General features: G+C 48.8%; 16 protein-coding genes. 2 read left to right on the plus strand and 14 right to left on the minus strand.

Annotated elements, in window-relative coordinates; translation table 11 throughout:
* Positions 1 to 3 precede the first annotated feature (3 nt).
* From hpt to pth, 8 genes are all read right to left on the minus strand, one after another.
* Entirely contained in the window at positions 4 to 549 is a 546-nt protein-coding gene (hpt, locus tag QP860_RS07255; RefSeq protein ID WP_070618498.1) for a hypoxanthine phosphoribosyltransferase, read from the minus strand.
* A gap of 136 nt (positions 550 to 685) precedes the next feature.
* Positions 686 to 2065: a tRNA lysidine(34) synthetase TilS gene (tilS, locus tag QP860_RS07260; protein WP_284912440.1), complete on the minus strand. Its 1380-nt coding sequence runs from the start codon at positions 2063 to 2065 to the stop codon at positions 686 to 688.
* Between the two features lie 70 nt (positions 2066 to 2135).
* Positions 2136 to 2579, minus strand: a complete 444-nt coding sequence (locus QP860_RS07265; protein ID WP_067973116.1) for a S1 domain-containing RNA-binding protein — start codon at positions 2577 to 2579, stop codon at positions 2136 to 2138.
* A 31-nt stretch (positions 2580 to 2610) separates the two neighbouring features.
* Positions 2611 to 3066 carry an FtsB family cell division protein gene (locus QP860_RS07270; protein WP_284912458.1) on the minus strand — a complete coding sequence of 152 codons (456 nt, stop codon included), beginning with the start codon at positions 3064 to 3066 and terminating at the stop codon, positions 2611 to 2613.
* A gap of 136 nt (positions 3067 to 3202) precedes the next feature.
* Entirely contained in the window at positions 3203 to 3481 is a 279-nt protein-coding gene (locus QP860_RS07275; RefSeq protein ID WP_070618492.1) for an RNA-binding S4 domain-containing protein, read from the minus strand.
* A 12-nt stretch (positions 3482 to 3493) separates the two neighbouring features.
* Entirely contained in the window at positions 3494 to 5116 is a 1623-nt protein-coding gene (locus QP860_RS07280) for a polysaccharide biosynthesis protein (protein ID WP_284912441.1), read from the minus strand.
* Positions 5117 to 5125: 9 nt separating this feature from the next.
* Entirely contained in the window at positions 5126 to 8647 is a 3522-nt protein-coding gene (gene mfd / locus QP860_RS07285; RefSeq protein WP_502869812.1) for a transcription-repair coupling factor, read from the minus strand.
* A gap of 33 nt (positions 8648 to 8680) precedes the next feature.
* The gene (gene pth / locus QP860_RS07290; protein ID WP_070618486.1) at positions 8681 to 9244 is read right to left on the minus strand and encodes an aminoacyl-tRNA hydrolase; all 564 of its coding nucleotides are present in this window, start codon (positions 9242 to 9244) and stop codon (positions 8681 to 8683) included.
* Positions 9245 to 9660: 416 nt separating this feature from the next.
* Here pth and QP860_RS07295 point away from each other — a divergent pair, with 416 nt between their 5' ends.
* Entirely contained in the window at positions 9661 to 10623 is a 963-nt protein-coding gene (locus tag QP860_RS07295; protein ID WP_070618483.1) for an L-lactate dehydrogenase, read from the plus strand.
* A 146-nt stretch (positions 10624 to 10769) separates the two neighbouring features.
* Here QP860_RS07295 and QP860_RS07300 read toward each other — a convergent pair whose 3' ends face one another.
* The 5 genes from QP860_RS07300 to QP860_RS07320 form a co-directional block, all read right to left on the minus strand.
* A complete protein-coding gene (locus QP860_RS07300) occupies positions 10770 to 11708 on the minus strand; it encodes an AEC family transporter (protein ID WP_284912443.1) in 939 nt (312 codons plus the stop codon).
* A gap of 199 nt (positions 11709 to 11907) precedes the next feature.
* Entirely contained in the window at positions 11908 to 12906 is a 999-nt protein-coding gene (locus QP860_RS07305) for a ribose-phosphate diphosphokinase (protein ID WP_070618477.1), read from the minus strand.
* A gap of 71 nt (positions 12907 to 12977) precedes the next feature.
* Positions 12978 to 14360, minus strand: coding sequence for a bifunctional UDP-N-acetylglucosamine diphosphorylase/glucosamine-1-phosphate N-acetyltransferase GlmU (gene glmU / locus QP860_RS07310; RefSeq protein ID WP_284912444.1), 1383 nt, complete (start codon positions 14358 to 14360; stop codon positions 12978 to 12980).
* 13 nt (positions 14361 to 14373) lie between these two features.
* Positions 14374 to 15615, minus strand: coding sequence for a DEAD/DEAH box helicase (locus QP860_RS07315; RefSeq protein ID WP_284912445.1), 1242 nt, complete (start codon positions 15613 to 15615; stop codon positions 14374 to 14376).
* Positions 15616 to 15630: 15 nt separating this feature from the next.
* Entirely contained in the window at positions 15631 to 16788 is a 1158-nt protein-coding gene (locus QP860_RS07320; protein ID WP_284912446.1) for a metallophosphoesterase, read from the minus strand.
* Positions 16789 to 17006: 218 nt separating this feature from the next.
* Here QP860_RS07320 and uvrC point away from each other — a divergent pair, with 218 nt between their 5' ends.
* On the plus strand, positions 17007 to 18836 hold the full coding sequence (uvrC, locus tag QP860_RS07325) for an excinuclease ABC subunit UvrC (RefSeq protein WP_284912447.1): 1830 nt from the start codon (positions 17007 to 17009) through the stop codon (positions 18834 to 18836).
* Between the two features lie 521 nt (positions 18837 to 19357).
* Here uvrC and QP860_RS07330 read toward each other — a convergent pair.
* Positions 19358 to 20761: a hypothetical protein gene (locus QP860_RS07330; protein ID WP_284912449.1), complete on the minus strand. Its 1404-nt coding sequence runs from the start codon at positions 20759 to 20761 to the stop codon at positions 19358 to 19360.
* Positions 20762 to 20779: the final 18 nt, after the last annotated feature.

Here is a 20779-nt window from a genome sequence, read left to right on the forward strand (position 1 = left end):
TGATTAACTGTAAACCTCAGCCTTAAGGATACCTATATAGGGTAAGGCGCGGTACGTCTCATTATAGTCGAGGCCATAGCCGACTACGAATTCATCTGGAACATCACGGCCAGTATAGTCGCAAGTCATGTCCACCACCCGGCGCTCAGGCTTGTTCAGCAAGGCGCAGACCTTAACGGAGGCTGCCTTGCGGTGGGCCATCAGTTCACAGACCTTCTTGAGGGTGCGTCCTGTATCGATAATATCTTCGACAATTAAGATGTGACGTCCTTCAACGCTTTGGTCTAGGTCTTTGAGTATCTTAACCTGACCGGAGGATTCCGTCCCTGAGCCGTAGCTGGAAACAGACATAAAGTCCATCTCTAAAGGACAGTCCATACGGCGTACCAGGTCCGTCATAAATACGACAGAACCCTTGAGGATACCAATTACAAGGGGATTCTTGCCCCGGTAGTCCTCAGTTAGTTCTTGCCCTAAGCGATCAACTGTCTCGGCAATTTCTTCCTGAGACAGCAGCACTTCTTGGATATCATCATTAGGATGTGTCATAGCTTTAATAATCCTCCACACGCTTTCTATTCTAACAAAATAATTACAGAATCAGCAAATATTCTGAACTCCTTCATTCTATCATAACTTTAATAATTTAAAACCAATTGCCGCTTAATTATATAAAATTTAATGCTTATTTTTCAAGAAACAAATGGAAGGGGCTGTTCTCGTGCCGTTCCAGGTAGAGAAAGTTGCCATCTAAGAAGATGGCTAGGATATGTTGGTCGACTAAAGCGACCAGCCAGGCCCGGTCGCGGTCCGCTTGAGGAAGTTTTTGATCAATAAACCAGCGCCGAATTTTCTTATGCTGGCCTTGGCTCAAAAGCAGATAATCTCCAGCCTGACGGTGGCGCACTTGGAGCGAGTCAGGGCTAGCTGATCGAGGGAGGAAGCCGTAGCCGTAATTTTGTACTTTTAGACTGATTTGACTTCCATCTTCCAAAGTTAAAGACTGGCCGATCTTTAGCGGATAAGTCAGGCTGGGACTAGGACTGGGCTTTTCTTGGCCAGCAGGGTAGATGTAAGCTCGCCGGTAGACCTTAGCTAATTGGTAGCCAGCAGGTAAGCTCCACAGACCCTGAGCCTTGCCTTCTAATAAAAAGTCCAGCAACTTCTCTAGGCCCTGGCGCGGGAAAGTAGCCAAGGCTTCCACCCGACTTCCTTGAAAAGCGTACTGCAAGGCCAAAAGACGCTGGTTCCTAGGCAAGCGCTCAAGCTGGTCGATAGCTAACTGCCAGTGGTCCTCTGCCCCTGTCATGAGGCCCCTTGTCTTCGCTTCTAGGGCCTCTTCCATCAATTGCCAACCCGCTCCCAGGTCCTTAGCAAAAGTAGCTAGCTGGTCCTGGACATTAGGATTGAGCTCCTCTAAGGCGGGCAAATAGTCTAAGCGCAGGCGGTTTCTCAGAGCCGCTCGCTCTTGGTTAGACGCGTCTTCCGCATAAGGAATCCCCTCTTCCTGGGCGATGGCATAGAGATCTGCCTTAGGAACATCCAAGAAGGGGCGGAGGACTTGAGCCTTAGGATAGCTATATAGCACGCTGACTGGCCGCATTCCTGCTAGGGCTTGGAGCTGACTGCCTTGGATGAGCCGCATGAGTACCGTCTCCGCCTGGTCATTCATATGGTGGGCAGTCAGCAAATAGGACCAGCCCTTTTGCTCCAAAATTTGGCCAAAATTGGCATAGCGAAAGTGCCGGGCCGCCTCTTCATAAGAAGCTTGACCAAAATCTGGATGGGCCCAGATGCGAACATAGATTGGAATATCCCGGTCCTGGCAGTAGGTCACTAGCGCTTCCTGCTCAGCATCTGACTCAGGACGCAAGAGGTGGTTAATATGAGCCACCGCAAATTTCAATCCCCTTATTTCTCCTAAATACTCAACCACCCGCAGCAAAACCATGGAGTCCACCCCATAAGAAACAGCCAGCAATAAGGGCACGCCCTCTTCAAAGACTTCCGCCGCCTCCCGTCTAAAAAACGCTTCCACTTGCTCAACCAATTCTTTAAATAACATCACAACCTCCTGCTTTAACGACGAAAAAAGAGGCTTGAAATTACTTCCTAGGCCTCTTCTCCATCACTTGCTAGCTGCGACGACCCCCACGGCCACCGCGCTTGCCTTCTGTATTCTTCTTCAGTGATGCTAAGCGGTCATCACTGTCTTTCAAGAAATTACTCATCATGGTATCGAAATCCGAACTCCGCGAACTTTGTTGCCGCTTAAAATTAGGGGCGGGTTTGGACCGGCGTGGCTTGTTGTCACGCGCTGCCTTAGGAGCTTTTGCTGGGGCAGAATCTTCCGCCTTCCGCATTGACAAGGCAATCTTACCTGATTGATCAATATTGGTAACGAGGACTTTCACCTCATCCCCTACACTTAAAAAGTCATTAATATTTTTGACATATTCATTTGAAATTTCAGAAATATGTACTAATCCGCTCTTACCGTCTCCAAGGTCAACAAAGGCACCAAAATTTGTAATACCTGTGACCTTGCCAGTAAGTTTGCTTCCGATTTCAATTGCCATGAACTAATTTCTTTCTCCCTTCAGCTCTTACTTATTGTTTTTGATTTTGTGCATTCTCTTGTTCCTTAAGATAGGCTTTATTGAAGGCTTTAGCTCGCTTGGAATCATTATCTTCAGGCAGGCTAAAGATAATCTCATCGTCCTTGCTTAAGTAGAAGCGGCTGCGGGCTAGCTTAGCCACATAGTCTTCATTCTCAAGCAGAGTCTCCTGGTCCTTCAAGTAAGCCAAATTATTCTCCTCACTGAGCAAGGCAGCCTCCGCTGCCTTCTTTTCTTCCTTAACCGAAGCAGTCGCTTGCTGGGTGCGCCGGATCTGGAAGAGACTCGTCAAGCAAATCACTCCCATAATCACTAAGAGCCCCCGCACTAACCACTGGCGGGCAGACTGTTTAGAATGATGGGGACGTTTCTTTGAGGAGCTTTTTGCATAGAGGGGGGTTACTTTTTTATTTCGTTTCTTAGGCCGCACACTGACACCTACCTTCATCACCTAGGATTAAAAGCCGCCTAAATTCCCAGCTCTTATCTATCAGCATCTATTATAGCACAACTTCCATCTGATAGCTTATTAATACAGTATACCCATCTTAAGCCAGAAAGTATAGCGCCATTTTTATTATTTTTTAATAAAATTCGGGTAGGTCGCGCGACTTGAAGTCTTCTTCCAGAATCGTATACATGGAGGTCGCATCTGCTTTGCGGGTTGATTCTTTGAGGTCGTCGACACGGATTTTCAGCGTCTTATTACCAAACTCAATGGTAAGTTCATCCCCAATCTTGAGTTTGGTCCCCGACTTAGCTGGATTCCCATTCACTTGGATCCGCCCCTTGTCGGCAATGTCCTTAGCAACCGTCCGCCGTTTAATCACCCGGGAGACTTTGAGAAACTTGTCTAAACGCATAAGAGCACTCCTTTACTGTGTTTTTCTTACTTTTATCCATTTTAACAGAGCCCGACCTAGAGGCAAGCTTAAAAGCTCCTCTTCACTGAGAACAGCCACTTGGTGCATGTAGACCGCTGTTAGAAGAAGGCCCAGCCCCATACCCAGAAAGACAGCTAGGCTATCCAAGAAACGGCTAGCCCCGAAGACCGCTTCAAAGCTGGTCAGGGCGAAATAATTGATGCTAAGCATGAGCAAGCAGAGAGGCAGGGTCCTTAACAGCAAATCAGCAAGTCCTAGCTTGCACCGAATCTTGGCCTTTAAGAGGCTATAGAGCAAGGTCAGCATGGCAGCTAGGGCTAGTAAGCTCGCCCAGACGGCTCCTTGACTGCCCGCCCAACTTACTAGGAGGGAGTTGACCACCATCTTGAGCGTAATACCTAGGATAAAGCTAAAGGCAACATAGAGGCTCCTCCCCTGGGCCTGGTAGATATTGGCTAAACCCGTCACCAGGCTGGCAAAGATAATCATCAGGACATATTGGGCCAGAACCAGAGACCCTTCCCGATCGCTAAAGAGCAGGTGGTTAAGCTGGGGCATGATGCTCACCAAGCCCGCCGTCACTAAAAGACTAACGAAAGTGGTCAGGCGGAGGTAGAGACGGCTATTCTGGATAAAGGCAGATTCTTGCCGACGGATATAGGATCGGGTCAGGGCCGGTAAATAGGAACTGGAGAAAGCAACAGCAAGGACCATGCCCAGTTGAACGAGGGGCTGGCCTCGATCATAGACCCCCTTAGCCAACTTGGCGCTTAAATCTGACCAACCGCTCCCTATTAGGGCCTCATAGAGGGTGAATGAATCCACCAATTGGAAGAAGACCAAGAGCGAAGCGAAGCAGCACAAGAGCAGGCCTTCGCTGAGAAATTCCTTAATAAGATATGACCAGCGCAGATGGTAGGGCATCTTTTCCGCCTGCTGCTGGGGCTTGGGCCAAGTAATAAAACGCCGCAAGCTCCGGCTCTGAGCCAAGGCCCAAACTAGGACAAGGCTAGCAGCCAGGGCCGCAAGCCAAGCCCCCTGCATGGCCTGGGCTCCCATTTGGTAATAATTTCTTCCGCCAGCACTCAGGTTGACAAAATGGAAGGCGGCTAAGAGGATCACCCCTACCCGGACTACTTGTTCAATGATCTGGGAGAGAGCGACGGGCAGCATCACTTGGTAGGCTTGGAAACTTCCCCGCAAGATCATCAGCACCGGCATAAAGAGGAACATAAAACTAACCGAGCGGATGACCGGTGTCAAGAGGGAGTCCCCCATGGCCTGGGCCAAGATTCCAGCTCCAAAATAAGTCAGGATAAAACATAGGCCAGCAAAAACCAGCATCATCAGACTGTAACGTTGGACAAAGATACGCCGCTGACTCAGCTTGGCTTGGAAAGCAATCTGCCGGCCAATAAAATTAGGCAAACCGGACAGGCTAAAGGTCATGCCTATCCCATAGATGGGATAGACTTGCTGGTAAACATAGAAGCCCTCGTCGCCCACAATATTTTGGAAGGGTACCCGGTAGACCGCACTCAAAATCTTGGCAATGATACCGGCTAGGGTCAAGAGGAAGGCTCCTTTGGCAATATTTTTCCTTGGGTCTTTCATTTTAGCCTCCTAGCTCTCCTCATCGGACGGGCTATCGACCTGGTCAGCGAGCTGACTCACAAATTGGAGCAAGTAGTCGAGCCATTCTACTGGCTCTAACTTTCCAATCTGTAGGAAGAGGGTAAGTTGGCCTTCCTTATCTTCTTTCATTTGTAGGCGCATAGGAATCTTATCCAAGGCCTCAAATATCTTAGGTACAGCCGTCTGCTGGTCCAGACTGGCATGGAAGTGTAACTCTACCCCATTATTGCGAGTCTGGATATGGTTGATGCCAACTTTCTTGGCATTGGCCTTAAGCGCGCCCACATTCAAGAGGAGTTGGACTTCGAGTGGGGGTTCGCCAAAGCGGTCCATCAATTCTTCGTCCAGGTCCCACATGGCTTCCGTATCTTCTAATAGGTTGATCCGCTTATAAATTTCCAACTTCTGCTTCTCGTCAGCAATATAAGTCGAAGGAATATAGGCATTGATATTCATCTCGAGTTCGACCGGCTCTTCAGCTTGGCTTGGCGCTTGACCCCGCTTCTTAGCCACCGCTTCGCTGAGCATTTGCGAATAGAGGTCGAAACCGACCGAATTCACGAAGCCGTGCTGCTGCTTGCCTAAGAGATTACCGGCGCCCCGGATAGCCAAGTCTCGCATGGCAATCTTGAACCCGCTACCTAAGTCAGTGAAGTCACGCAAGGCTGCCAAGCGTTTCTCAGAGACTTCACTGAGCATCTTGTCCGGCTGGTACATGAAGTAGGCATAGGCTACCCGGTTGCTCCGCCCTACCCGGCCGCGCAATTGGTAGAGGGTTGAGAGCCCCATGCGGTCAGCCGATTCAACGAGGAGAGTATTGACATTAGGAATATCCACGCCTGTCTCAATAATCGTGGTCGTCACGAGGACATCGTAGTCCCCCTCGATAAAGGCCATCAAGACCTCTTCCAGCTGGTTCACCGACATCTGACCATGGGCAATCCCGACCCGGGCTTCTGGCACCAGACCCGAGATAGCCAAGGCCTTCTCTTCGATTTTTTGCACATTATTAAAGAGATAAAAAACTTGACCCGACCGGCCGAGCTCGCGCTCAATGGCTTCGCGGATGGCTTCTGGATTCTGCTCGAGAATATAAGTTTGAACTGGATAGCGGTTGGCTGGTGGCGTCTCAATCACACTCAGGTCGCGGGCGCCTAGAATCGATAAATGGAGGGTCCGTGGAATCGGTGTCGCCGTCAGGGTCAGCACATCTACATTGGCCTTGAGCTGCTTGAGTCGTTCCTTGGCCTTGACCCCGAAGCGCTGTTCCTCATCAACAACGAGGAGGCCCAGATCTAGGAAACTGACATCCTTGGACAAGAGCCGGTGGGTACCAACAACTAGGTTGACCCTGCCAGAAGCGAGGCCCTCAATGGTTTGATCCTGCTGGGCCTTAGTCCTAAAACGACTCAAGAGGGCAATTTCAAAGGGCCAGTCTTGGAAACGTTCCAGGAGCGTTTCATAATGCTGCTGAGCCAGCACGGTAGTAGGTACTAGGAAGGCAGCCTGTTTTCCTTCCATTAGCGCCTTGAAAATAGCCCGCATGGCAACTTCCGTCTTCCCAAAGCCGACATCTCCCACGAGTAAACGGTCCATAGCTTTGGACTTCTCCATATCCGTCTTAATCTCGTCAATGGATCGCAACTGGTCTTCCGTCTCACTGTAAGGAAAGGCAGCTTCAAAGTCTGCTTGTTCCGGGGTATCTGGGCCGAAAGCATAGCCTTCCTGGGCTTCCCGGTTGGCATAGATTTCGATCAGATCATCTGCAATATCCTCGATCTGCCCGCTCACCTTACGCTTGGTCTTGGCCCATTCACTGCCACCCATCTTATTGAGCTTAGGTGTCTTGCCTTCACTAGAGACATATTTTTGTACCAAGTCGATCTGCTCCACAGGCACATGGATAGCCGCCTGGTCAGCATAGACAATGGTCAGATAGTCCCGGTGCGAACCCGCCACTTCAATGGTCTCAATCCCTGTGAATTGCCCAATCCCATGATTGATATGAACGACATAATCGCCCACCTCTAATTGCTGGTAGTTCTTAAGGCGCTCCGCATTCGAGAGCTGCTTGTTAGCTTTAGGGCGTTTCTTCTTCTTGACCTGCTGGTAGATATCTGCCTCCGACACTAGGACCAAACGCTCGTTGACGAACTCAATTCCAGCAGTAAAATTAGCTAAAACTAAGTTCACGGCATCTTCTTGGAGCTGGCCTAAGTCCGAAGACACCACCGCCAGGCCTTCAGCTTGGAGGATTTCCTCTAATTTGCGCCGGCGGTCAGCGGTCGACAGGGCAATGACCACTTGACGCTTGGTCTTCTGCCAGGCCTGGATTTCCATCTTGAGGGCATCCATCTGCTCATAGAATTGAACGACCGGACGGGTTTGGAATTCATGGAGATAGTCAAACTTCATCTGTCCATAGCCCCTCTGGAAGATCCCCAAGTACAAGCACCGCCCCTTGTAGGCCTCTAAACTCTCCTTAAAAGAAGTATAATAAGTGATCTGCGGAGGGAGCTGGCCTTGCTCCGTTTTAGCTTGGAGGAAGGCTGCTGCATTCTCGTCAATACTAACAGCAGATTCTTGGAGGCGGGGATAGTCATCAATTATTAGAAGACTCTTGTCCCCTAAGTAACTGAGCAAGTTATCCTCACTCTCATAGAGGTATTGGCTAAAGTAAGCGGTCAGTTCCGAACTCTCCCCGGTCCGCCATAAGTTGACTTCTTCTGCCATATTTTCCTTGATTTCTTGGACTAGGTCAGCATCCGCCATGCCCTCAACTTCTTGTTTGACTGCTTCTTGGAGCCGGTCCGCTTGGGCCTTCATTTGTTCAGGTTGAAAGAGGAAGTCATCAGCTGGGATGATCTGGACTTGGTCTAGGTCCTCCAGACTTTTCTGATTGTCTGGATCAAAGCTTGAAATCCGTTCCAGTTCATCAAAGGCCAGAGAGAAGCGGACGGGTTGGTCCCGGTCAAGAGGAAAGCAATCCACAATATCTCCCCGTAAACTCATCTCACCCGGACTCGCGACAATCGGCCGACGCTTATAGCCCCGCGCTAGGAGGTCCTTGGCTAGTTGGGGGGCAGGCAAGTCGTCCCCCAAGCTTAATTCTAAATGCAGACTATCCCAGAGTTCAGCAGGCATCAGACGCTTCTTCAAAGCAAAAAGCGGGGCAAGAATGATTCCCCCTTCTTCACTTTCTCTTAAGAATTTCATCACGGCCAAGCGGTCAGCCAAGGCTTCTGGACTGGCTACAGCTAGGTCGGCTGCCACACTCTCTGCGCTATTAAAGAGATAGAGCCGGTCTTCGGGAATGAAATTGGCTAAATCATCCAAATAGCGTTCAGCTTCAAGTAAATTATTAGTCACAATTAAATATTTTTGACCCATCGCCTGCTTGTAGGCAAGTTGGGCGATATAGGCCTTGGATAAACCCTGTAAGCCTAGAAAGAGAACGCTCTGCCCTTCAGCCAGAGCTTGACGGGCATCCGTATCGAGCGCTTCAGTCATATATTGATCTAATTGCAAGAAAACACCTGCTCTCTAATGGTTATACTTGGTCATAGTTTCTTCAAAAGAATGGCCGGCTAGCCAATAATCAATGGCTGCTACCGCCTGGCGAGTGCTCTCGAGCATGGCGGTATGGTCTTCTTTGGGGAAGCTCCCTAAGACATGGTTCACCACACTCACGCCTGCTTGCGGCCGCCCCACGCCTAGTTTCAAACGTTGGACTTGGTCAGTCCCTAAGTGTTGGATAATACTCTTCATCCCATTATGGCCACCAGAACTGCCCTTGCGCCGCATACGCAAGCGACCCACATCCATATCCATATCATCATAGACCACTAGGAGGTCCTCTAATTCAATATCGAAATAATTCACAAAGCCAATTAAACTCTCGCCCGATAGGTTCATAAAAGTCTGTGGCTTGACAAAGAAAACCTTCTCCCCTTGGATACGGTATTCCACATATTTGCCCTTGAATTTCTCCTGGTCAAAGGTCAGATGGTGCTGGTAAGCCCATTCATCCAAAGTAATAAAACCAATATTGTGGCGGGATCGTTCATATTTAGGGCCTGGATTCCCCAAACCTGCTACTAATTTCATCGTCATACTCCTTTATTTAAGGGCGGAGCCCTTCTCTACTAAGCATCCTATACTGCTGCTCTGATTGCGAAGCGCAAGTAGCTTCTACTCATACTTATTGTACCTTAGACCCCCAGCGCAAACAAGTTCTCAGCTTGCAGTTAAGCTAGTACCAAGCCTATCTTTTAAGGCTTAAACTTTATCTATCATAATTGTAAAAACAATCACAATTATCTATCAAATACATTTTTTGTATTTACTTCATCCCCTTTTATTTCTTTCCTTTTTTGTTAAATCACATATGATAACGCTTGCTGTTTTTTTCTAACTTCGTTTATCATTTCACAATTTCTAGGAAAGCATTGAAATCCCCCTAGCTAATCACTATAATTGCTAGTATAAGCATATTGATAGAATAGAAATGAGAGGTCTTATTGATGGCAAAAGATAAAACACATAAAATTATTTTAATTGGTGATGGTGCAGTTGGCTCTAGCTTCGCTTTCTCCACTGTATTGCAAGGCATCGGCCACGAACTTGGAATCATTGATATTAATAAAAAACGTGTGATTGGTGACGTCGAAGACTTAAAAGACGCCCTAGTTTATTCTAGCCCTAAAAAGATTTTTGCTGCTGAATATAGCGATTGTAAAGATGCCGACATCGTGGTTCTCTGCGCAGGCATGGCTCAAAAAGAAGGTGAAACTCGTCTCGACCTTGTCAGCAAGAACTTGGTAATCTTCAAAGACATGGTTGATCAAGTTGTCGCTAGTGGTTTCGACGGGATCTTCCTGGTAGCCACCAACCCTGTGGACATCCTGACCTATGCCACATGGAAATTCTCTGGCTTCCCATCTTCCCGGGTTATCGGTTCAGGGACTGCCCTCGACAGCGCTCGTTTCCGCCAAGAAATTGGTGCTTTAACCAATGTGGACTCCCGTAGTGTCCACGCTCTCATCATGGGGGAACACGGCGACAGCGAATTTGCCGTATGGTCTCACGCTAATATTGGGGGACTCCCAATGGAAGACTGGGTTAAGGTTCACCCCGAAATCAATGAAGAACGCTTGACAGAAATCTATTACGATGTTCGTGATAAAGCTTACCACATTATCGAAAACAAGGGAGCAACATTCTACGGTATCGCCGCTTCCCTAGCCCGGATCGTGAAGGCTATCCTAAACAACGAAGGGGCAATTCTCCCTATCTCTGTTTACCTCGATGGTGAGTACAACCAAGAGGATATCTATATCGGTGCCCCTGCTGTCCTAACCAGTGAAGGTGTTCGTAGCGTCATCGAATTACCACTCAGCGACCACGAACAAAACTTAATGGACAAGTCTGCCGGTCAAATGAAAGAAGTCATTGATTCAGCCTTTGCTGAATTAGAAAACAAATAAGCTCTCTAAGTCCATAAAAATCGCCGTCCCAGCTAACGCTCATGCGCTAGCTGGGACGGCTTTTTGACTTCAAATATATTGCTTAGCGATCACTCCGATTTTAAAATGACCGGTTTTTATATCGAACTTTTGTCACACTGACCTTCTTAGAAGAGAGCTAGGCTCTTCAAAAGCCAGATCCAAAAGACCAAGGTAAACATGGCAAAGCAAGTGGTGAAAACGACAATCTGATTGGCCAAATCTTCATCGCCCCCTGCCATCACGGCTTGGGCATAGGACGAAACGGCGGTCGGTCCAGCGGTCGCAATCAAGACACTGATAATATTATCATCACGAAGGCCAAAGAGGACAGCCAAGCTCAGAGCAATAGCTGGATTCACCAACAGTTTATTGATCACCGTGAAGTAGAGCGACCAATCGGCATCTTTAATCTTATCAAATTTAAAGAGACCGCCCATCACGGTGAGGGCCAAAGGTGAGGTCATAGCACTCAGATTATCGAAAGCCACTTCCACAGACTGGGGCAAGCGCAAACCGAGGGCAGCTACCACAATCCCCGAAGCCGTAGCGATCACCATGGGATTGCTGATGATTTTGTGCATCAAGTCCTTGAAGGAGAAATCTTCATCCGTATAAATGGACAGGGCAATTACCGACAGGATATTATTCACCGGCACGATAATCGCTAGGGCGATACTGACCATGCCCAAGTTTTCTTTGCCGAGCAGGGCTGTCCCCAGGGGTAAGCCGAAAAGAATGGCGTTCGAACGAATAGATCCTTGGAGCATCACTCCCCGGCGGTCATTACGTTTCTGAAAAATGGGAATAATCAGGGCATAGACAATAAAAATTGCAATCGCATAGATAATCACAAAGGCCAAGGTCCGCGGATTAAAGTTCTTATCCAGATCCATGTGGTAGACATTGTTAAATAAGTTCAAGGGCAGGAAAAAGGCAAAGAGTGCCTTATTCATCTCGCTAAGGGACTTGCGGGACATCCAACCAATGCGGTGGATCAGCTGTCCGATCAAGATATAGAGCAGGACAGGCATTACCGCATTGAAGCCAATCATAAAATTCGTCATTCATCCATTCCTCACTTTCTGATAAAAGTATTCAAGCATAAATCCCTCCTGCCGTCAACCGTTCGAGCAAGAGACTGGCTCAGCCTTTTGACTCTCCTGGTCCGAAGCTCCAGATAAAGCTGAATGAGATGATCGCCTATACTAAAAAATTAAACACTAAAAAAGACTGGAAACTCGTTCCAGCCTTAATTCTTTTCTTCTAGTCGGCGTTATGTCCATTGTCCATGCCCTTGAATTCTTCAACAAATAAAGGACTTACCGAACGCTTGTCGTGGATACGGAGGATAGCTTCTGCAATCAGTTCAGAAACGGTTACTTGCTTGATCTTATCGATTCGTTTTTCTTCTGGCAGGTAAATGGAGTCTGTAACTACAACTTCTGAGATGTTGGACTTAGCCAGACGTTCAACTGCTGGACCTGAAAGAACAGGGTGGGTACAGCAAACCGCTACCGAAACAGCGCCTGCTTCGCCCAAGGCTTTAGCCGCTGCCGTAATTGTCCCTGCAGTATCGATCATATCGTCAATGATCAGAGCGTGCTTGCCTTCAACATTACCGACAATATTCATCACTTCTGCCACGTTGGCTTTAGGTCGACGTTTGTCAATAATAGCAATTGGCGCCTTCAAGAACTCTGCCAATTTACGTGCCCGGGTCACCCCACCATGGTCTGGTGAAACCACCACAACATCTTCTAAGCTATAGTCTGGGTTTTCAATGAAGTAGTTAGCCAGAAGAGGAGAACCAAGCAGGTGGTCCACTGGAATATCGAAGAAACCTTGGATTTGGGCAGCGTGCAAGTCAAGGGCTACCACTCGGTCAGCACCAGTCTTTTCAATCATATTAGAAACAAGCTTAGCTGTGATGGGTTCACGCGGTTTGGCTTTACGGTCTTGACGGGCATAGCCGAAGTAAGGAATGACAACTGTAATCGTCGCCGCACTCGCCCGGCGGCAGGCATCAATCATAATTAAGAGTTCCATGAGGTGGTCGTTAACAGGTTCTGATGTTGATTGAACAATATAAACATCATCCCCACGAATTGATTCATCGATACTGATATAGATTTCGCCGTCGCTAAAGTGGGTAACAGAACATTCCCCTAGTTCAGTATCCATAGCTTTAGCGATCTTTTCAGCTAATTCTGGGTTCGAATTGAGAGAAAACACCTTAAGATTATTCGGCTTATGTTGAGACATTTCCTGATATTCCTCCTACTATTGGTCATTTAAAATTTGCTACACACATATCTTAACATATTTTTTACAAACTAGTGATTCTTTTTGCCAATTGCCAGCTTATCCCAATAGTTTTCTTTATTAGACTGCCGAGCCCGGGCAATGGCTAAGCTCTTTTCCGGCACATCATCGGTAATGGTAGACCCTGCTGCTAGGAAGGTATTGGCAGCAACTTGGACGGGGGCTACGATATTCACATTGGAGCCAATAAAGCTATGGTCACCGACCACCGACCGGGCCTTGTTGACTCCATCATAGTTACAGAAAATAACGCCACAGCTAACATTAATATCAGCACCCAGGTCGGCATCACCAATATAGGTCAAGTGGCCAACCTTGGTCCCTTGGCCGATGGTCGCGTTCTTCACTTCAACATAGTTGCCAATGTGAACACGGCTAGCCAGCTTAGCCTTGGGGCGGAGGTGGGCATGAGGTCCGATATCTGAATTTGAGCCAACTTCAGCTTCTTCAATTTCTGAAGACCGGATCTTAACCCCATCACCGATCTGGCTATCGCGAATACAGGTCTGGCTACCGATCACACAATCGTGACCAATGCTCGTTTGCCCCTTCAATTGAACATTCGCTTCAATCAAGGTGTCGCTAGCTATCGATACCCCTGCTTCAATATAGACCGTGCTCGGATCAACGAAGCTGACCCCTTGGCGCATAAAGTGCTCATTTTGTCGTTTAAAGAAGAGACGGTTAGCTTCCGCCAAGGCCAGGCGGTCATTAACACCTAGCGCCTCTGACATATCGGAAATCTGGTAGGCAGCAATATGCTGGCCCCGGTCTTTGAGCAATTCGAGAACATCTGGCAAATAATACTCACCCTGGGCATTGTCATTGTTCACTTCATGGAGCATCTTGAAAAGCCATTGGTTGTCGAAAACATAGGTCCCTGTGTTAATTTCTTGGACTTGGCGTTCTTCCTCTGTGGCATCCTTCTCTTCAACACTGCGGTCTACCGACCCATCAGCTCGGCGGAGAATTCGTCCATAGCCATAAGGATTATCGGCATGGGCTGTGAGGATAGTTGCCTTAGCGCCTTCCGCTTCATGGTAGTCAACTAGCGCTTCAAAAGTCTCAGCGCGGATTAAAGGAGTGTCCCCGGCTACGACCAAGGTAAGGCCTTCTTTATCAGCTAATAGGGATTCTGCCTGCATGACCGCATGAGCCGTTCCCAATTGTTCTTCTTGTAAGCAGTAGAGGGACCGGTCACCGAGGCATTCCTTCACCTGGTCTGCCCCATGACCAACTACGGTAATCTTCTCATCAAAGCCTGCCTGGCTGATATTATCCACCACATGTTCTACCATGGACTTACCAGCGACCGGGTGCAAGACCTTGTAGAGCTTGGACTTCATCCGTGTTCCCTTACCTGCTGCTAGGATAATTGCAAATTTCTTTCCCATAGTTCCCTCCAGTTTACTTCTTCTGGCGACGTGCGCCCTTATTCTTCTGTTGGCGCTTGCGCTTTTTATTTTTGTTTTTTGATTTCTGTGTTTGCGATTGGCCCCGCTTAGATTTGCTTGTCCCTTGGTCGCGGTGGACAGGGACTTCTTTGCTGACTTGCCCCTGGCTGAGAAAGACTTCTTCCAGCTTGGCTTGGTCGGGGACCTGCTTCTTAAGCTCGCGTAAGCTGCGATCAGTCACAAAGCTTAGAACACTCCCCTCAGCTCCCATCCGGCCAGTCCGTCCGCTGCGATGGGTATAAGTGGCCCGGTCTTCTGCCTGGTCATACTGAATCACATAGGGCAAATCTGGAATATCCATTCCCCGTGCCGCCACATCCGTGGTTAAGAGATAGACATAGCGCCCCTGACGGAAGCCTTGCAGGGCATTTTGCCGGTCCTGGCTGGTTATCTCACTATGGAGAACAGCCACCGGCACCTGGCGATAGGTCAACTTCTCCTTGAGCCGGTCAAGTTCGGCAATACTTCGGACAAAAACCAAGGCCTGCATCCCCTCCACCTGGGCCAAGCGTCGCAGGGCATCATCCCGCTTACGGCTGGATACTTGCAAGTAGAGGTGTTGACGCTTAGCCGTCAACGCTTGGGAGGCCTGGCTGCAATCGAGGAAGAAAACCTCTTCGCGCAATCCTTCGAACTGGGCCCAAGCTTCCGCATTAGCCGTTGCTGAAAAGGCAGCCAGACTTACCGATTGTTGGAGCCGGTCGATGAAGGCTTGGGTCGTTGCTGCTTGCTCCTGGCTAAAGAGGCGGTCGCACTCATCCAAGACCAGGCGCTTCACTTGGTGGAGCTTGAGCTTGCGGCTCTGAGCCAGTTCATTTAAGCGGCCAACGGTCCCAATCACCAGCTCTGGTTTTCCTTTTAATTTTTCAATTTGACGTTTAATATTTGCCCCGCCAACTAAGGACTGGACTTTGATTCCCTTCGCCTTGGCCCAATGCCTAGCCACGTCCGCAATCTGGGCGGCAAGGTCCTGGGAAGGGGCAAGAATCACAGCTTGCACTTGCCCATTGGTCTCAAGTTTCTCTAATAGTGGTAAGAGATAGGCCAGGGTTTTACCCGTCCCAGTAGGAGATACCATATAAAAATTTTCTCCCGCAAGCATGGGCTCCCAGGCTGCCTTTTGCACCTCGGTAGGCGCTTGGAAGCCGGCTGCTTCCACTAAGTCACGGACTTCTTCTGATAAATTATTCCACACAAGTCTTGCTCCTCGCTAATTGTCTTCTTCAAGGTCTGGCAGGGGCCGAATCGGACTAGCAGGATGGCTGGGATCGACTGCTAAGGGCAGGTCCTCAGCCCCTACTTTCTCTTCCGGTAAAGGCTCTAACAGATAGTCTCCACCCTGGTTCTGGATGAGGACATGGTCAGGCTGGCTGTAGTGTTGGCTAGGCCGGTCATCATAAACCGTAATCCCTTCGTTTAAGTTTTCCTGTCTATCTGGGCCAGGCTGGCTATGTTCTGACTGGTCCGCCTTCTCCCCTAGATCTCGGGCCCAATCCTTGAGCTGATCCTCGCGTGAGGCCGTCAATTGGACACGGACCAATTCAGGCCGATTGTTCACCCGGACGCCCAGACTGGCTCGACCGATCCCCCGCGAAATCAAGAGAGACTTGTAAGGGTTACCGGGCAGGCGGAAGATACCCTCCGTATACTTAGGCAGGTAGCCCTGGCTTGGTGCATAGAGACCGCCCAGCGGTCCTAAATGGATGCTGCCCCCAGTAGCCAAGCCTGAGAGGACCAGGTCTGGTGACTTACTGAGATCTTCATGGTAGCGCAGAAAAGCTTCCGGATGGCTGGCCAACAAAATCTTAACCTGCTGGGTCTGCTTAGGCGTCAAGTCCACATGGCGTAAGGCGTCTCCTTTGAGGAAAGAGCGGTTGCCCTTCTCCATAAGGCCCATGATGGTAATAGCCTGGCCTTTATAGGTCAAGTCGACGGCTTGGTCGTGCAAGAATTGGACGCCATATTCGCGGAAGAGCCGCTCCATTTGGGGTGCCTGGGGATGTTTTAATTCGTTAGGACCATAAACCGCAAAGGTCGGTGCAAGGGTTGTCAGTTCACGGGCAAAGGCTGCGAGCTCAGTCAAGCTAAGCGTTCCTTCTTGGTTGAGGATATTCCCCGTCAGCGCAATCATATCCACCTGGCTAGCCTTGGTCTGCTTCAAGAGATCTTTTAGGTCTACCCGGTGCTTAGGGAAGTTCAAATCAGATAGGACGGCAATGGTAAAACCATCCAAGGCCCCCGCATAACGCGGACTCTCTAAGAGATAGTCTTGGCGTTTTAAGCGGTAATTTTGGACATAGCCGTAGAGGGCGAGGGCCGCTAAACAGCCTCCCCGCCAAAGCAATTTTTTGAAATGGGATTGAGTCATATGAAGGCCTCCTCATTCTGTTGCCCCTTGACAGTTCACTCGGGGCTCTTCAAGTCATTTACTCCTATTTTATCATAATGTAGCAAGCTTTGAGAAATTTTGACTGAGTCCAAAGAAAATTTAAAGGATAAGGACTTAAGGGTCAATTCCTTATCGCTTTCCAGACCAACGTGTTATAATAAAGAATTGAATTCAACAAGCTAGAAAGGAGCCTTTTTATGGCGAGCGAATTAATTGAAAATAAATTAAAATTACTGCCTAACGATCCCGGCTGCTATATTATGCGGGACCGCAACAACCATATTATCTATATTGGCAAGGCAAAAAATCTTAAAAACCGGGTTCGCTCCTATTTCAAGAGCTCTCACACCAGAAAGACGGCTCAATTAGTCAGTGAAATCCATGATTTTGAAATTATCATCACGACCACCGATAAGGAAAGCCTGCTCTTAGAGATTAACCTAATCCAAAAATACCAGCCCCACTATAATATTAAGCTCAAGCAGGGCACCATGTACCCCTATCTCAAGATCACTAATGAAAAAGACCCCCAATTAATCATCAGTTCCGTAGTTGAAAATGACGGCGGCCACTACTTCGGCCCCTATCCCAATGTCAATGCCGCCAATGCCACCCGCGACCTCCTGCAGAAGACCTATCCTTTGCGACGCTGCGGTAAAAACGAAAAGCGGGCCTGCTTCTACTACCACCTGGGCCAGTGCATCGGCTGCTGTGACCACCCTGTCAGTAAAGAAACTTATGATAAGCAGATCAGAAACATTACCCGCTTCCTAAATGGCAATGTCAAAAAGATTAAAAATGATCTGAAAAAGAAAATGGCCCAGGCAGCGGAAAACATGCACTACGAGCGAGCCGCCGACTACCGAGACCAAATCCACTACATCGAGCAGACCGTTGAACCCCAGAATGTCATGAGCAAGCAATACAACAACCGAGACGTTTTCGCCTTCTACATGGATAAGGGCTGGATCAGCATCCAAACCTTCATGCTCCGCCAGTTCTCCATTATCAAGCGGGACTCGGCCCTCTTCCCCTGCTACACAGAACCCGAAGAGGAACTGACTTCTTATATCGTCCAGTTCTACCAAGATAAGAACCACACCCTGCCCAAAGAAATCCTGGTGCCCAAGGGTCTGGACAACCGCTTATTAGAAGAAACCCTAGACATTTCCGTGGCCACCCCCCAGCGCGGAGACAAGCGCAAGATGCTCGACTTGGCCAAGTCCAATGCCGAACTCGCCCACCAACAAAAATTCCGCCTCCTAGCCATGAACGAACAAAAAACAACAGGGGCCGTCGAAGAACTCAGCCAGGCCCTCAAGCTGCCCTACTTGCGGGTCATTGAAAGCTTCGACCACTCCAACCACCAGGGGGCAGATAATGTGTCGGGGATGGTCTGCTATGAAGATGGCAAGCCCAACAAGAAGAAGTACCGGAAGTACCGGATCAAAAGCTTCGAAGGTGCTGACGAATATGCTTCCAGCCAAGAGGTCATCCGCCGCCGCTATTCGCGCTTGCTCAAGGAAGGCCAACCCCTGCCCAATATTATTCTCATGGATGGGGGCATTATTGAAGTCAATGCTGCCCGCGATGTCCTGGATAATGAACTCGGCTTAGAGGACCTCCCCGTGGCCGGCATGGTTAAGGACGACAAGCACCGGACGGCCCACCTGATCTATGGCCAGCCCCCTGAAATTGTGGACCTGGATCCTAAGTCCCAAGCCTTCCACCTGATCCAACGCATCCAAACCGAGGTCGACCGCTATGCCAAAAGCTTCCACCGCAATGTCCACAGTAAGAACTCCTTCACCTCCCGCCTGGATGCCATCAAAGGCGTCGGCCCCAAGACACGGACCAAGGTCATGCGCCACTTCAAGACCCTGAAGAATATCCGCGCCGCCAGCCCAGAAGACATCCAGGAACTCTCCATCCCCGCCCAAGTCGCCCTAGAAATCCACAAAGCCGCCTGGGAAGGCCTGCCGGATAATCCTTATCAAAGCGAAACACAAGTTAAAAAATCCGAATAAAAACAAAAAAAGCCTCCGCCCACTGCATCTCTTAAGATTGGCAGTTGGGCGGAGGCTTTTTTTTGAATGAGCTACTGTCTTATTTATGAAATGCCTGAAATTCTTTCTTGGTTAAAGGCTTTATTTTCAATTTCATCGACCAGGTCAAGGGCATAGTCAGCAAGTATAGGTCACTTGTAATTAAAAAATGGTTGTTATAACAGTTTATTTGTGAGCAGGAGTGGAGCTTTGAAGTTGGTCCTTAGCCATGAATAAGCAAGCGATGTGAATTACGTATAGTAGGCGTCAGCCGTACTAGACGTTTGAAGCTCGCTAGGTGAGAGACCTTGGCTCGAACCGATGCTGCTTTAGCCGTTGGAGCGCTAGCGACTTACGGATAAAGTACAAAACGACGAAAGCCGTTCTTGACCCTCTAAAATTCAAGGACCAAATTCAAAAGCGGAACGGATGCTCACCAATACAATGTCATAAAGAAAACTATGCTTTTAACTTAAGACTGATTAATCCTTAAAGCCGCTTGCCTAGTCCTTGGACGATTTATCATCCGACTGGTCCACATAGAGGGTCGGATTATCACGCAATTGGGTCTTCTCGTCGTAGGTCAAGTCATCTTCAGGATCAAAGATAGCCTGGGGCTCTTCATCCTTCCCGCGAATATCATCGGAGAAAGATTGGTCCATGTGGTCAAAGAGTTCAGGATCATGTTGGGGATCCACCACTTGGGTCGTCTCAGGCAGGTCATCTTCTACTGTGCCAGGATCTGCATCTAGGCTTGGCTCTGCTTCGGTAAAGACTGCTGCAGCCCCCGCACGTTCACTTGGACTCAGGTCTTCTTCGCTCGCTTCGTCCACCTTCAGCTCATCTGGGACAGCGAAGGCCATGGTTTCTTCAGGCACTTGGGGACGGTCCTCTTGTTGGTAAATCTCCGTCTCGCTGCCTTGCCCCCAAGTTGTGAGATTTAATTCAGGGAAAGCTTCATTCAACTCCAAGCGGTATTGCTTAATATAGTTCCGGTAGAATACAGCCGTTGCGGTGAAGGCACGGAGGCCAAAGACCACATAAACAACCACCAAAATAAAGGTAATCACCCCTGCCAGGAGACCAAAGAGCCCCGCATCGAGATTGAAGAGCAAGCTCGTTGCCATCAGCACGAGGCCAAAGAGGAAGGCCAAGAGATAGGGAACCACCATATAGAAGAAGTGGATACGGAAAAGTTTGAACTTATTCCCCCGCATCATCTGCCGGCTAATCCCCAAGAGTGCTGAGGCTGAAGCCGTTTCACTATCGTAGGGCAGGAAGGGGCTAAAGGCAAAGCCATAGATAAAGACCAAATAAATCAAAGTCAGAACCAGCCATAGAGCGAAGCTAATCCCTGCTAAGATCAAGAGGCGCGTGTCCCCTGCCAGAAGTCCCTGGGTCAATTCTTGACCTGCTGCCAGATCGGGCATTTGGGCAGTCAGGCTCCAAGCTTGATTAGGCAAGAAATTATAGCTGGTCAAGCCAAAGAGAACACCTGACACCAAGCTCAGCAAGAGACTAACCAAAGCTAAAAGTAGCTCAAAGAAAATATAGGCAAGAACATTCCGTCCTGGCCGCCGTCTAAAAGGACGGAAGATCGTCTTGATCTGGTAGCGGCCGGTATCCACCATCTCCAAGAAAGACCAAGGAAAGCCGAATACCATCATTTGAATAATGACATATAAATAAATTAAAACAAAAACAAGGCCCACAAGTCCTAGGAGCCATCCAGCCGCTTCTTGCTGGCTCAGATAAATCAGGCCTGTTGTCCCGAGAATCCCCATGGCACTGAGAATAATCACAGCTAAGACAAAGGCTAGGATAATTCGCCAGCTGTTACCTCTCTGGGCGTAGCCAGCCTGCTCGCGAATATCACGGTTCGCGACACTCAATTTGTATTTCATCATCTTCTCCTCCATTCACTA

The sequence above is a fragment of the Aerococcus sp. UMB1112A genome, assembly GCF_030230715.1.
GTDB lineage: Bacteria > Bacillota > Bacilli > Lactobacillales > Aerococcaceae > Aerococcus.